The organism is Staphylococcus sp. mip270_02 (genome assembly GCF_054031535.1).
In genome coordinates this window covers 1,869,828-1,883,390 of sequence record NZ_CM132934.1, presented here as the reverse complement: position 1 = coordinate 1,883,390, position 13,563 = coordinate 1,869,828, and the positions used below count along the sequence as shown (strand labels likewise).

Here is a 13,563-nt window from a genome sequence, read left to right as displayed (position 1 = left end):
ATGGTAGTAGAATATAATGATAGTGGCGAACTTACAATGGGAGGAACAAGTCTTAAAACTATAGCGCAAAGTTTTGGGACGCCTACAATTGTCTATGATGAAGTACAAATTAGAAATCAAATGAGACGTTTTCATGAAGCCTTTAAAAAAAGTGGATTAAATTATAATGTTTCATATGCATCTAAAGCATTTACTTGTTTACAAATGGTTAAATTGGTTCAAGAAGAAAATCTTGAATTAGATGTTGTCTCTGAGGGTGAGCTATACACGGCTTTAGAAGCTGGATTTGACCCACAACATATCCACTTTCACGGAAATAATAAGACGAAACATGAAATTCGATATGCTTTAGAAAGCAAAGTTGGCTATATCGTTATAGATTCATTGGAAGAAATTGATCTTATTGACCGTTACGCAAATGAAGAAGTGAATGTAGTTATTAGATTAAACCCAGGAGTTGAAGCGCATACGCATGAATTTATTCAAACTGGACAAGAAGATAGTAAATTCGGTTTATCTATCAAACATGGTTTAGCTATTCAAGGTGTACAGAAAGTTAAAACTTCAAAATATTTAAAACTTAAAGGTGTTCATTTTCATGTAGGTTCCCAAATTGAAGGTACTGAAGCAATGATTGAGACTACAAAACTTGTAGTTCATTGGTTGAAAGAAAATGATATTGAAGTAGAGCTAATAAATCTTGGCGGTGGCTTCAGTATTAAATATGTTGAAGGAGATATAAGTTTTCCTATTGAAGAAGGTATTGAGGAAATTGCTACTGCGGTTAAATCGATTGCTGAAGAAGCTAGTTACCCTATTCCTGAAATCGGTATTGAACCTGGGCGTTCAATTGTAGGTGAAGCTGGTATCACTTTATACGAAGTTGGAACAATTAAAGAAATCCCTAATGTTAATAAATACGTTTCTATTGATGGAGGTATGAGTGATCATATTAGAACGTCATTATACGATGCACAATATGAAGCCCTACTTGTTAATAGAAATGATCCTAAAGATGAAACAGTTACGATTGCAGGAAAATTATGTGAGTCTGGTGACATTATTATCAAAGATGCAAAATTACCTAGCACATTAAAACGTGGCGATTATTTAGCAGTTTTATCTACAGGTGCTTATCATTATTCAATGGCTTCAAACTATAATCAAATGCAGAAGCCTTCAGTATTCTTCTTGAAAGACGGTAAAGCTAGAGAAGTTATTAAACGTCAGTCATTACGTCAATTAATCATTAATGATACGAAATAAATTATAAAAAAGTGGTTCTACCCTCCCTTTAGGCTGATGGAACCACTTTTTATTTAGTTTATACTGGTATAAAATAATACAACTTATGTATGCGTTAAGCCAACATAATTAAGCAATATGACAATTCATAGCAAAGGAGCACATGCGAGAATGCATGCATTAAGACCCCCTAGCTCATCGCAAGGGGGTCTATAAAAAAAAGAACCTTTAACAAGGTTCTTTACATAGTCAATATTGCAATCTATATTATAGTTTTACAACGTTTGCAGCTTGAGGACCGCGGTCGCCTTCAACTACTTCAAATTCAACTGATTGACCTTCTTCTAATGATTTGTAACCTTCTTGGTTAATTGCTGAGAAGTGTACGAATACATCGTTTTCTCCTTCAACTTCGATAAAACCAAATCCTTTTTCAGCGTTAAACCATTTTACTGTACCTTGTTTCATAAATGTGAAACCTCCAAGACTAATATTCATTCAATATGCGTTATTCGCATATTACAAAAAATACAATGAAACAGGATGAATCTGTTAGTACAATATTCTTTGCAATATGGAATAAAACAATTGCTTGACTAATATTATAGGATATTTTCAGTTGAATTGCAAGGCAAACGTTAATTAATTGTTTATTCAATTATAGGCAAATTAAAATAAACTTCATTTTCATTTAAAACTATAAAACTATAGAATATTTGTAAATCTTCATCACAATCTTCACAAAATCCTAATTCACAATTGTTATAAAACGCATGAATATTGTGCTTTCCAACTAAATAGTTATCGAATGAATTTTTGCTTTTAAAAATTAATGATGTATAAAAATTTAACATTTCATCGTAAGTCTCGAAGTCATACTGTTCTACGATATGATCAGTCCAGTCACTAAATAACCACCAGCCTTCATAATCAGCTCGAATTTTTGCAACTGTCCACATTGTAAATCTTCACCCTTTCATATATAGCCCAAATTACTTTTTTGGTGTAACTGAATGTGCACCTCGCTATTTAGACCTATAGAACAAAGTGCTTATACCTATGTATGTATTTTGATCACACATATACTCTAAATTAAATCCCCCATGTTTATAAATAGAAATAAAACAAAACTAAATATAGACGTTCTTATTTTGATTTAGAGACGTACAATTTTTGTCTATGTGTAATATTTTAACGAGTTAAGATACAAAATCAAGTTATCTGACTCATACTTTTGGCCGATAAACTATCAGTTTATAAACTTAAATATTAGTTTTGTAGCGTTAAATTTCGTATAATGTTAATTAAGAGGTGATTTTATGAAACGTAAACACATTAAAGTATTTGGGATGGTACAAGGTGTAGGTTTTCGTTATTATACCCAAAAAATAGCACGAAAGTATCATATTGTTGGTACCGTTGAAAATGTAGATAATTACGTTGATATATATGCTCAAGGGGATGAGCAATCATTAACACAGTTTATTAATGCAGTTACAGAAGGTGCTTCCCCAGCCTCCCATGTTGAGGACTTTACTACTGAAGAGATAGAAATTGAGCAATCATTGAAAGATTTTAAAACTATATAAAGGAAGATGAAGTTTGAGATATAATATTTCTCGTATTTTCGGGACAATTATTGCTTTGCCAGCAGCAGTTATCGCATGGTTTGTTAGTATATTTGCCTTAGATATTTATTTTATTTTTGATTTGTTGATTTCTATAGCAACATTTATAACGTTTTACTTCCCTACTCAACGATTAACTTCTAGAAAATATTTAAATGAAATTGGTCTAACTCGTCGAGATTATCACTTTGTAAACAGTCAATTAAATAATGCACAGGATAAAATCAGACGGATATTCAAATCATTTGTAAATGTCAGATCTATTAAAGACTTTAGACAAGTAAATGAAATCTATCGGATATCTCGAGCTATATTTTATGCAGTAAAACAACAACCAAGTTCATTTTTTAAAGTCGAAAGTTTCTTCTATTCGCATATTGATAATGCATTAAATTTAATTGAAGCTTATACAAGGTTGTCAAAATCACCTAAGAAGACTAAAGAAGAAAAACAAAAATTAGAACAAACAAGAATTACTTTGGATGAAGTTAAAAGAACATTGGTAGCTGATTTAAGAAGAATTAATGATGAGGATTATAGTAAGTTAGATATAGAGATGGAATTAAACAAGATAGAACAAAGTCGGAATAAGAAGTAGCAAATTAAAACAAGAATGGAGAGAGATTTTATGGCAAGAGAACAAGACTATATAAATTCACATCCATTAGATAAATATATAGAAGAAAATTCTTCAAGTGAATCTGAAGTCGTGAATTCTACCCAGTATACTCAAAAAGACCAACAAAAGATTAATGAGTTGAGTGAAAAAATAAAACCCATGGACCATGATGGCTTATTGAATTATGGTACGGAAGCTCAATCACATATGTCACAATTCTCACACCGTATTTTAAATGAAGTTAAAACAACTGATGTTGGACCAGTTGGTGAATCGTTGAATGGACTAATGAGTAAACTGAAATCAGTAAACCCTGATGAATTGAATCCAGAAAATCAATCTAAATTAAAGCGTATTTTTAGAAGAACAAAGGCATCTGTAAATGAAATTTTTTCAAAGATGCAATCGGTTGGTTCACAAATAGATCGCATATCTATCGAGTTAGATAAACATAAAAACAACTTAGTCAAAGATGTAGATATGTTAGATGAATTATACAATATGAATAAAGACTATTTTGATGAATTATCATTGTATATTGAAGCAGCCAAAAAGAAACAACATGATCTGCAACAAGAAGATGTGCCTAAATTAAGAGCGCAGGCAAAATCAACAGGTAATCAGATGGATGTGCAAGCTGCATCGGATATGGAACAATTTATTGATCGATTAGATAAACGTATTTATGATTTACAACTATCTCGACAAATTGCGATACAAACAGCGCCGCAAATACGAATGATTCAAAATGTTAACCAAGCTTTAGCAGAAAAAATTCAAAGTTCTATTCTCACAAGTATTCCTTTGTGGAAAAATCAAATGTCAATTGCACTAACTTTAATGAGACAACGAAATGCAGTAACTGCTCAAAAGGCTGTTACCGATACGACAAATGATTTATTATTAAAGAACTCTGAACTACTGAAACAAAATGCTCTAGCAACTGCTACTGAAAATGAACGTGGCGTCGTTGATATTGAGACTCTAAAAACAACACAAAATGACATTATTGAAACAATAGAACAGACACTACAGATTCAAGAACAAGGTCGTAATAAACGTAAACAAGCTGAGTCCGAATTAAATCAACTTGAAACTGAATTACAAAATCAACTTTTAGATATGAAACAAAACAAATAAATTTTTGCGTTTAATTAAATATTTGTTATAAAAAATGACTCCGGGATATAAATAGATGTCCCGGTTTTTTATGGAAAGTACATAAACTAGTAAAAATCTTGTTATAAGGTTATTTTCACTTATTGTCTTTCTATACCAAAAACTAATTTGTTATAGAAAAAGAGCGTATCCATTTTCATATATGGATACGCTCTTTTGAATTTAATATAAGATTACTTTTAACTCGATTTTATTTTAGCACTAAACTTAAACACTTATAGTATATGTTCTGGCATTGCTATGCTAAAAGTTTAATCGTTATCAGAAGATTTTTCAGTTAAAATATTGTTTTTTGAAGTTTCTTTTTCTTTATTCACTGCTATGTTTTGTTCTATAGCTAATTTATGTGCAATTTTTGGTGCTGTCCATACTGCTGGCAGCATAATGATTGATATCGGAACGGCTGTAACAATAATAAACGATTGAATGGCATTGATACTACCTTCCCCTATATTTATTAAAATGATTGATATAACACCCATAATAACAACCCAAAAGAGTCTTATCATTTTCGGTGGATCACCTTCTCCAGTAACAGACATCGAAATTGAATACGACATCGTATCAGCAGTTGTGATGACAAATATTAACGTCAACAATAATAAAACAATTACCATTACAGTACCTAATGGCAAATGAGATGCAATTGAAATGACTGCTGCAGGTAATCCATTATCTGTTAATGGCCCGCTAATTGTACCACTATTTTTGATCTCATAAGATAGACCACTACCACCAAGAATAGAAAACCATATATGAGAAACTACTGCAGCTACTATAGATACAAGTAAAAATATTTCTCTAATTGTACGACCTCTAGATACACGAGCAACTAACATTCCCATTAAAGGCCCATATCCTATAAACCAACCAAAGAAAAACAACATCCACGTGCCAGCCCATTTATCATTTCCTCTAAATGTACTAATTTCTAGAAAATGAGTTATATAAACACCATATGAAGATATAAATGTATCTATAATAAAGTGCCCAGGACCTAATAATAATATAAATGCTGCAAGTGCTAGTGCCAGCCATACATTTAATTTGCTTAAAAATTGTATGCCTTTCTCGATGCCAGTAGTAGCAGAAATGGTCACAACAACCATTAAGCCTGTGACAGATAATATTTGAGTAATTATATTATCTGGTATACCAAAAATACTATGTAACCAGTAACTAAATTGAAAACCGAAGAACCCAATTGTACCAATAGTACCAGCTACAGCGCCTAAAATACAAAAAACATCTATAATCCATCCAATTTTACTTTTTTCTATTTTACTACCAAAAATTGGATATAGTAGTGTACGTGGACGCATTTTTAAGTGTTTATTATAGTGTGCATACATAATAATAATACCACTGATTGCTCCATAAACTGCCCACGCTGTAAAGCCCCAAGAGGTAAAACTTTGTGCCATAGCAGCTGGTATGGCTTGAGTACTGCCATTTTTAATGTCAGAATCCATTGTTGGTGGGACATCTATAAAATAATACATTGGTTCTGCTGCAGCCCAAAAAATAGCTCCTGCGCCTAAGCCTGAAGTAATTACGATGGCAGCCCACCTAAAATAACCCATTTCTGGTTTAGAAGCGTTTCCTAGTCGAACACGACCATATTTTGAAAATGCTAAAAACGCACCTACGGCAAACGTTGCAAGAAGTAATATTTGCCAAAAAGCTCCGAAATAAGTAATTGAGATTTGAAAACCTTTCTGAACTAAATTCGAAGTTGCCTGTGTAAAAACGGATGACATCAGTACAAATAAAACTAGGATGCCTCCGCTAATTAAAAATACTGGCCAATCTAATTTATCTTTCCATTGTGAATATTTAATATTATTCGACCCCTCTATTATACGTGTTCTGACCAATATAATTATTGAGTGTATGATGCTATTTTTAATAATTTTAATAAGAGATTTATTAGGACATTAAATAGTAAAGATGAATCTATAATATGAGAGGTGTAACTGTTTATGTGAAAACCATAAACAATTAATTTAAGCTTGTTTTATCTATATTAAAAAGTCACATTCTATAAAATACACTATTTTGAACTTATGAAAATACAAATTGACTATCACCATAATACTCTTATATTGCTCTTTGACGAAACACTTGAAGTAAAGAGTATAGCTTATTTTTAATAACTAATCAAATCGACTTTTCAAATTTATTTTCTTCAAATCATCGTGTTTTATGAATATGATTGTAAAATATATCACTTACTATAATCAATATATTATTGGGAATTAATAAAAAAGCAAATCAACGCCAGTTTAAGCGCCGATTTGCTTTAATTTTAAATGTTATTCTTTTTCGTAAACAATTGGTTTTTGATTTTTTACCATTGCAGCTACAATATAACCTATGATTGTTGTCACAACAGCAATTGGGAACCATTCAAGTGAATAGTCTTTTAACGGCAAGCTATCAATGAAACTCAATTTTAGCCAGCCTTGTGTATGAATGACACTTAAAATAGATACAATTGTAACAATAGTAACAGGAATTTGTTGTGCAATTGGTTTTGTAGGTACAAAACGTGCTATTAAAATAAGTAATACCGATGTAATTGCTACAGGGTACACAATACTTAGTACTGGCACAGACATAGTAATGACTGAGTTAAGTCCTTGGTTTGCTAAAATAAAACTAATTAGTGTAAACACAATTACATATATTTTATAAGAAATTCTTGGGAAAATTCTATGGAAATATTCTGATACAGCTACGATTAAACCGCAAGCTGTTGTAAGACAAGCAAGTGCCACAATAATACCTAATAAATATTTACCCAATGTTCCAAATCCAAGACTTGCCATAGTCGTTAATAAATATGTACCAATATTTTGGTCATTGGCAGTCAGGCTCGCTATTTTTTCCTGAGGTACTGCCATATGATTACCTATAAATCCTAATGAGATATAAATAAACATTAAAGCTACAGCTGCAATAACGCCAGCCATTAACGTTTGTTTGAAAATTTGATTGGCATGTGTAATACCTGTTGATTTTACTGCATTAACAACAATCATTGAGAAAGCTATAGCTGCAATAGCATCCATAGTTAGATAACCATTTGTGAACCCTTGTGAGAAACCTGCAAAGTTCGATGTGAATGCTTCAGTTGCTTGACTATGGGAATTACTACCATAATCAACAAATCCTTTGATAATCATTGCTAAAATAGTGATCAATAACAATGGTGTTAATAGCGAACCAATACGATCTACCATTTTAGTTGGATTAATACATAAATATAAAACTATCAGGAAATATATTACAGTAAAGATAAACAATGCTAAACTACTATTTGTGTGTGCAATCGGTGTCACTGTCATTTCAAACGATGTCGATGCTGTACGAGGAATCGCGAACAGTGGTCCAATTGTAAGATAGATGATGACTAGGAATATGATAGAGAACTTAGGTGAAATTTTATTTAATGATCCAATATAACCTTGTTTATCTAACGCGCCTACGATAACGCCTAATAGTGGTAGTCCAATACCTGTTAAAGCAAATGCTAAGATTGATGGCCAGAAATACTGTCCACTATCTAAGCCTAAATTTGGTGGGAAAATAAGATTACCTGCCCCAAAAAACATTGCGAACAATGTAAAACCTATAATCCATGTATTTTTATTCATATGACTTGCTCCTTCTAACCAATAAAATAATATTACCTATTCTATCATGGTTAATTAGATATCGTCTATATAAATTTCAGAATATTTAAATATATCATTTATTATTTGTCAAAAATAGCCTATTTAAAATGATTTTAATAATAGTTTTTTCAATAATGGTGATAATTGGGATGGGAGATTTTCAACGCCTTCTACAAATAAAGCGTATTGTCCATATATATTATGAATCGTTTGCTCAATATCTTCTGTGATAGGCTCTTGGCTCAAAAACACATTGAAGACTTCAATACCCATTTTACGAGCTGTTTCAACCGCTTCATAAGTATCTAATATACCATCTTGGCTATAATTATATGCAGAAGGTTCTCCATCTGAAAATACAATTAAGAAACGCTGATTATGGGAGCGACGCATGAGTCTTTCACTACCAATTCTAATAGCAACACCATCTCTATTATCATCTTGTGGTTCTAATGCCATTATTCTTGGCCCATCTTTATCCATCATAGAACGATTGTATGTGATGATTTCATCTATAATATTGGGTTGGTTTGCTTCATCGGCATCGAAGGCATCCTCATTAAATGCCAATATTTCATGTTTTACATTTAGGCTCTTTAATGTTTCGTGAAATAGTACGACACCTTTAATTGTTTCTTCCATTTTATCTTGCATACTGGCTGAAGCATCTACTAATAATGTGAACGTAGCATCGAATGACTGACTTAAGTCTTGTTTTTTATAAAATAGTTTATATTGATCGTCTATAAACCAATTGAGTAGGTTTTTTTGTAATCTGCCTTTTGTTAAATTATGTCGTTCATCTTGATATTCTCTATCAATCGTTTTTTGTATGATTTGAATTAAATCTTTGGTTTCAAACTGGATATCAGATTCAACTTTTTGGTATTGGTGGATAAATTGAGGTTGAATTTCAGGGATGTTCCATTTGATTTCGACGTTTTCATTAATTCCTTTTAAAGCGAAAGCTTGATTATGCCCAACAGAACCGCCTTGATCGTCTTCTATATTATTAGATGAACCTTTCCCCTTTTTGGTTTGCATATCAGTCATATCATCAGCAGGATCGCCTTCACGCGCATTATCATTATCGCCCATGACTTGGCTATTTTCCCCTTCATGTAATTCCATTTCTAAGTATGCGCCACCTTGTGAGGCACTATCTTGATTATTTGATTCCATCTCTTCACTTACTGAATCTTCGTCTTTATTTTCATTTGAACTACCGTCTGTATTGCTCGCATCTGTTCTAGTTAAATCCTCGAATTGAAGTGCTTGTATAGATTCATAAACTTTTTTTGGTAAATGATAATATTCGTTTAGCATATCCTCTTTTAATATATCGTCGATTTGGAACATAATTCGCTCCACTAAATACATATTATCTTCAGAAGTCTTGTTATAGAAAAAGTTCGGTAAGTACATATACATATTATTTAACACATCATCAATTTGTGGATGTATTTGTGGTATATCGTAAAAGTTTTCTGTTATAAAAGAAGCCTCCAGATATAGAAATAATAAATCTGTAAAAGTAGTTTTGGTTCTGTATACATTTATTTGTGTCTTATTGTAGTTAAGCCTAACTTCATTACGCATCTGAATAGCTGATTTAGTTGATGGTCGTTCCTTTGCTATCGTGCTTAAGATGCGTTGGTCTTCGAGTAGTTTGAAAAGTTGCTGATAGAATTTAGGATGTTTGAACTCATGATTCTGTATAACATGATTCACAACCTTTTCATCCATCATTTGGTAACCATAAGCAGCGAGCATGACGTCAGTTTTTAATCCTGTAGTTTCAACATATTCATTTCTATGTGACCAAAAAGAACTCGTTATTAAAGTATTATTAATTGGATCATAATAAGGGAACTTTTGAATCTTAACTTGTGTTTGCTCATTTTTCAGTAAAAGACGTGCTAAATCCTGAAGCATCATCACTTGTTTAGCATCTAGTTGCTCGTCATTGAATTTTATAAAACGGTCACTCATGTTTATCCCTCACTAAAAGTTTAATTCTACCGCGTTTAAAATAGCTTGTTGTTCTCGCTCATCTTCTAACTTATCTATTATTGTTCTTTGAATGGCACGTTCAATTGGCATAATAGTAGCTAAATCACTTAAGTCTATTAATGCACGAATACTAGCCGCTTCTTCAGATATTTGACCTTGTTTTGTCATCGTACGTAAGTCTTCATTAAACTTAATGATTTTTTGAATTAATACAGTGTCATTTAACTGACTTTGTTGTTTAATGACATCACTTAAAATATCACCGTCGATATAATCTACTTGAATGACAACAAAACGATTTTTTAATGCTTCGTTCATTGGCAAAGTACCTATATATCCAACGTTGATTGCTGCAATGACGTTGAATCCAGGTGCTGCATTGACGACTTCTCCTGTAAATGGATTCGTCAGTTTTCTACGGTAGTCTAGCACGCCGTTTAAAATAGGTAACGTCTCAGGTTTAGCCATATTAATTTCATCAATATACAGTATATGGCCTTCTTTCATGGCTTTAATTACTGGTCCATCTATAAAAACAATTTCTTGTGTTCCGTTGTCGTTGGTTTGTATGGTTTTGAATCCGAGTAGGCTTTCCGCGTCTAAATCGACTGAACAATTGATTTGGTGCATTGGGCGATTCATTGTTTCGCTTAATGTTTCTGCCAATTTCGTCTTACCCGATCCTGTAGGTCCTTTTAGTAAAATGTTTTTATTTAGTTGCATTAAAGCTTCTGCATCGTTAAAGACTGTTTTATCTCTATTAATATAGTTTGTACTTGTCATCATGAATTGTCTCCTCTATATAAAATATGGCTTACTTATTTATAAAAAATCATTAAAAATAGACTGGGGCATGAATACATCATCATATTTCGCCCTAGCCCTATTTGTTAAGAATTTATTTGAACGCGCAACACAATATGAGCGCAAGATTTATTTGTTAATTCTATACCTCTTTAAAATACTCTTTGTAATAACCACCAACAAGCCCAGAGTTATCAATAATTTGGTAATATTCTTCAGTTTCATTTATAACATCATATTGTTGCCCAATAGTTAGCATATCAGCAACTGTGAATTTCTTAGCATTTGTATGAATAACTTCAACTTTTTTCACTGGTGTATTTTCTTTCCATGTTTCATGTAACATAAATAAACATTCCTCTTTCTATGATTTAATTTCTAAAGTCAATATAAAAGTGATACCACTTTTTTCACTAATTCTTAAGGATTTTTCACCTTCTTGATCTAATGATTGGTAAGGAATACCTATAGATTCAAGTTGTTGTAATGCATTTTGGAATTGTGCTTTGGATTCAGTTGCAAACTCAATTTGTTCTACAATACCATGTTTCGGCATTTTTAAATCTTCTTCAGTAGCGTGTAAGTGTAATTCCCCACCTAAACCACCTTCCCCGATTCGGAAGACTTGTACTTTATAGTCTGCGTCAGGACGTGGTGTATATTCAGCGAAATGCGTAAGGCCAAACACTTTTGTCAAAATAGATTGAGTGAGTAATAATTCATTTACTTTAAGTAAGACTGGCCCTAAACCTTGAATTTGATGCAGTGGGTTAACAGTACTATCAAATGTGGGCATTCCTAGAGGTGCACCCGTATTGTGTTCGTTTGAATAAATATTGAACGTCTGATGATTATGGTCATTAAATTCAAAATACTTATGCCCATTTAAATCAGTAATTTCACTATGATCAATTTGATGGTCATCTAAGATAGTTTGGTATTCATCTAAACCCTCGTCACTTGGTAAACGTAAACCAATATTTTCAATATGATTCTCTTGATTTGTATAGTTTGGTATTTCTACAAAATGGATACGTGTGCCGGAGTTTAGTTCTGCATCACCAAAACGGAGAGCTTGCCCTTTATCTTCAACGTTTAGACCTAATACATCTTTAAATAAAGTTTTAGTTTTTTCTAAATTATCTGTCCCTGTGGTTACACTTCTAAGACCATTCATTATATTAACCCCTTTATTCATAGCTTTTCAATCATTATAACTTATTTTACGCGTTATTTATACGATGAAGTTTATTGCAAATGTATATATTAATTAAATTTTTAGAATATACATTGGATGAACTGAAAAAATGTATTAATATAGGTATATATCATGATTTTAATCTTATAAAAAGATTAGTTGTATAATGATTATTAATAAAGGAGGTTTGTCATAATGGGTGGTATGTGGTTTGTGTTTGGTATAACCGTACTTATTGCAGTTTATTCTGGTATTACCTTCTTCACTAACATAAACAATAAAGCAAAACAAAAATCTCAAAATGAGCAGAGCGCTAAAAAGAATAATATTTACGGTGTTGTATTTTTGGTGTTTTTAATTATTGCTATTATTGAACTATTTGTTTATATTGCTTAATTGTAATTTTAGGTATATTTTAACTATTTAAATCAATAAAAAGACATCCCTACAAGAATGTATAACAATCTTGTAGGGATGTCTTTTTATAGTGAGTTACTCAGTTTTTTTAAATAGTACAATAAGCAATTTAAGTGCTATTAAAATATAAATCACAGCAAATAAACATAATAGCAGGAAATTGTTATTAAGCAATGACAAATTATCGCTATTCAATTGATTTAAAAGATTGCTAATTGGTGGTAATAACCAGAGTATCCATTTTGTAAATGGTACGGTCGTTATAAGTACCTCTTTAGTGAAAATGATGAGCATAATAAATATGGTTAATAACCACCTATAAGATTTAGTCGCAATTTTCGTATTTGTAATAAAAGCGCCTAATACAATGCCAAACATACTTAATAACAGATGAGTAACTATCCCAATTAAGACAAAGTTAAAGGAAACAGGTTTATCAAATACACTAAGTAAAAGTGGATAGATTAATGAGAAAATAATCAGCAATGCACTAAATAAATATAAATATAGTATTTTTATTAACAAATAAGTAGTTTTTGATTTTAATTGCATATAGAAAATATGACGTTCATTTAAAGTGTCACGACCGAAATTAATAATAGTCATCCACGTCATTACTATAAATAAACCAATTGCTGTAGAACCATAGCTTGATAGCACAGGCATATCTCGATAGATATATATACCGATGACCCACAGTAAGTATGTAAATACTGGTGCAATGAATTGATACGATGTTAAAAATTTTAAGTGTTCATATTTTAAAAAAGAATATAGCAT

14 protein-coding genes are annotated in these 13,563 nt (G+C 31.6%); 5 read left to right on the top strand and 9 right to left on the bottom strand.

The window, feature by feature from the left end; genetic code table 11:
* Complete coding sequence (lysA, locus tag ACW5YJ_RS08915; RefSeq protein ID WP_017724441.1) at positions 1-1,266, top strand: diaminopimelate decarboxylase; 1,266 nt, start codon at positions 1-3, stop codon at positions 1,264-1,266.
* Between the two features lie 246 nt (positions 1,267-1,512).
* Here lysA and cspA read toward each other — a convergent pair whose 3' ends face one another.
* Both cspA and msaA read right to left on the bottom strand, forming a co-directional pair.
* Positions 1,513-1,713 (bottom strand): cold shock protein CspA, encoded by a 201-nt coding sequence (gene cspA / locus ACW5YJ_RS08910; protein ID WP_001831260.1) that lies wholly within the window; start codon positions 1,711-1,713, stop codon positions 1,513-1,515.
* Positions 1,714-1,895: 182 nt separating this feature from the next.
* Positions 1,896-2,204: a regulatory protein MsaA gene (gene msaA / locus ACW5YJ_RS08905; RefSeq protein WP_017724442.1), complete on the bottom strand. Its 309-nt coding sequence runs from the start codon at positions 2,202-2,204 to the stop codon at positions 1,896-1,898.
* A gap of 360 nt (positions 2,205-2,564) precedes the next feature.
* Here msaA and ACW5YJ_RS08900 point away from each other — a divergent pair, with 360 nt between their 5' ends.
* The 3 genes from ACW5YJ_RS08900 to ACW5YJ_RS08890 are packed head-to-tail and all read left to right on the top strand — an operon-like array spanning position 2,565 to position 4,632.
* The gene (locus tag ACW5YJ_RS08900) at positions 2,565-2,834 is read left to right on the top strand and encodes an acylphosphatase (protein ID WP_017724443.1); all 270 of its coding nucleotides are present in this window, start codon (positions 2,565-2,567) and stop codon (positions 2,832-2,834) included.
* A 13-nt stretch (positions 2,835-2,847) separates the two neighbouring features.
* Complete coding sequence (locus tag ACW5YJ_RS08895; RefSeq protein ID WP_017724444.1) at positions 2,848-3,471, top strand: 5-bromo-4-chloroindolyl phosphate hydrolysis family protein; 624 nt, start codon at positions 2,848-2,850, stop codon at positions 3,469-3,471.
* A gap of 30 nt (positions 3,472-3,501) precedes the next feature.
* Complete coding sequence (locus ACW5YJ_RS08890) at positions 3,502-4,632, top strand: toxic anion resistance protein (protein WP_017724445.1); 1,131 nt, start codon at positions 3,502-3,504, stop codon at positions 4,630-4,632.
* 290 nt (positions 4,633-4,922) lie between these two features.
* Here the strand turns inward: ACW5YJ_RS08890 and ACW5YJ_RS08885 are convergent, their stop codons facing one another.
* The 6 genes from ACW5YJ_RS08885 to ACW5YJ_RS08860 all read right to left on the bottom strand — a co-directional run bounded on the left by ACW5YJ_RS08885 (position 4,923) and on the right by ACW5YJ_RS08860 (position 12,345).
* Positions 4,923-6,431 carry a BCCT family transporter gene (locus tag ACW5YJ_RS08885; protein ID WP_017724446.1) on the bottom strand — a complete coding sequence of 503 codons (1,509 nt, stop codon included), beginning with the start codon at positions 6,429-6,431 and terminating at the stop codon, positions 4,923-4,925.
* Between the two features lie 555 nt (positions 6,432-6,986).
* A complete protein-coding gene (gene brnQ3 / locus ACW5YJ_RS08880; protein ID WP_017724447.1) occupies positions 6,987-8,330 on the bottom strand; it encodes a branched-chain amino acid-like transporter carrier protein BrnQ3 in 1,344 nt (447 codons plus the stop codon).
* 123 nt (positions 8,331-8,453) lie between these two features.
* Positions 8,454-10,343 carry a vWA domain-containing protein gene (locus ACW5YJ_RS08875; RefSeq protein WP_171914785.1) on the bottom strand — a complete coding sequence of 630 codons (1,890 nt, stop codon included), beginning with the start codon at positions 10,341-10,343 and terminating at the stop codon, positions 8,454-8,456.
* A gap of 12 nt (positions 10,344-10,355) precedes the next feature.
* Positions 10,356-11,147, bottom strand: coding sequence for an ATP-binding protein (locus ACW5YJ_RS08870; protein WP_026113580.1), 792 nt, complete (start codon positions 11,145-11,147; stop codon positions 10,356-10,358).
* A gap of 163 nt (positions 11,148-11,310) precedes the next feature.
* On the bottom strand, positions 11,311-11,514 hold the full coding sequence (locus ACW5YJ_RS08865) for a DUF6501 family protein (protein ID WP_017724450.1): 204 nt from the start codon (positions 11,512-11,514) through the stop codon (positions 11,311-11,313).
* A gap of 18 nt (positions 11,515-11,532) precedes the next feature.
* A complete protein-coding gene (locus tag ACW5YJ_RS08860) occupies positions 11,533-12,345 on the bottom strand; it encodes a VOC family protein (RefSeq protein ID WP_017724451.1) in 813 nt (270 codons plus the stop codon).
* 216 nt (positions 12,346-12,561) lie between these two features.
* Between ACW5YJ_RS08860 and ACW5YJ_RS08855 the strand changes: the two genes are divergently transcribed.
* A complete protein-coding gene (locus tag ACW5YJ_RS08855; protein ID WP_017724452.1) occupies positions 12,562-12,762 on the top strand; it encodes a hypothetical protein in 201 nt (66 codons plus the stop codon).
* A 96-nt stretch (positions 12,763-12,858) separates the two neighbouring features.
* On the opposite strand, the gene ACW5YJ_RS08850 is transcribed toward ACW5YJ_RS08855, so the two are convergent.
* Positions 12,859-13,563 (bottom strand): ABC transporter permease, encoded by a 705-nt coding sequence (locus ACW5YJ_RS08850; protein WP_171914787.1) that lies wholly within the window; start codon positions 13,561-13,563, stop codon positions 12,859-12,861.

Bases quoted from the DNA above. Each gene is read 5' to 3' on its own strand.
- lysA (WP_017724441.1), top strand. From the start codon at position 1: ATGGTAGTAGAATATAATGATAGTGGCGAACTTACAATGGGAGGAACA.
- cspA (WP_001831260.1), bottom strand. From the start codon at position 1,713: ATGAAACAAGGTACAGTAAAATGGTTTAACGCTGAAAAAGGATTTGGT.
- msaA (WP_017724442.1), bottom strand. From the start codon at position 2,204: ATGTGGACAGTTGCAAAAATTCGAGCTGATTATGAAGGCTGGTGGTTA.
- ACW5YJ_RS08900 (WP_017724443.1), top strand. From the start codon at position 2,565: ATGAAACGTAAACACATTAAAGTATTTGGGATGGTACAAGGTGTAGGT.
- ACW5YJ_RS08890 (WP_017724445.1), top strand. From the start codon at position 3,502: ATGGCAAGAGAACAAGACTATATAAATTCACATCCATTAGATAAATAT.
- ACW5YJ_RS08885 (WP_017724446.1), bottom strand. From the start codon at position 6,431: ATGTCATCCGTTTTTACACAGGCAACTTCGAATTTAGTTCAGAAAGGT.
- brnQ3 (WP_017724447.1), bottom strand. From the start codon at position 8,330: ATGAATAAAAATACATGGATTATAGGTTTTACATTGTTCGCAATGTTT.
- ACW5YJ_RS08875 (WP_171914785.1), bottom strand. From the start codon at position 10,343: ATGAGTGACCGTTTTATAAAATTCAATGACGAGCAACTAGATGCTAAA.
- ACW5YJ_RS08870 (WP_026113580.1), bottom strand. From the start codon at position 11,147: ATGACAAGTACAAACTATATTAATAGAGATAAAACAGTCTTTAACGAT.
- ACW5YJ_RS08865 (WP_017724450.1), bottom strand. From the start codon at position 11,514: ATGTTACATGAAACATGGAAAGAAAATACACCAGTGAAAAAAGTTGAA.
- ACW5YJ_RS08860 (WP_017724451.1), bottom strand. From the start codon at position 12,345: ATGAATGGTCTTAGAAGTGTAACCACAGGGACAGATAATTTAGAAAAA.
- ACW5YJ_RS08855 (WP_017724452.1), top strand. From the start codon at position 12,562: ATGGGTGGTATGTGGTTTGTGTTTGGTATAACCGTACTTATTGCAGTT.
- ACW5YJ_RS08850 (WP_171914787.1), bottom strand. From the start codon at position 13,563: ATGCTATATTCTTTTTTAAAATATGAACACTTAAAATTTTTAACATCG.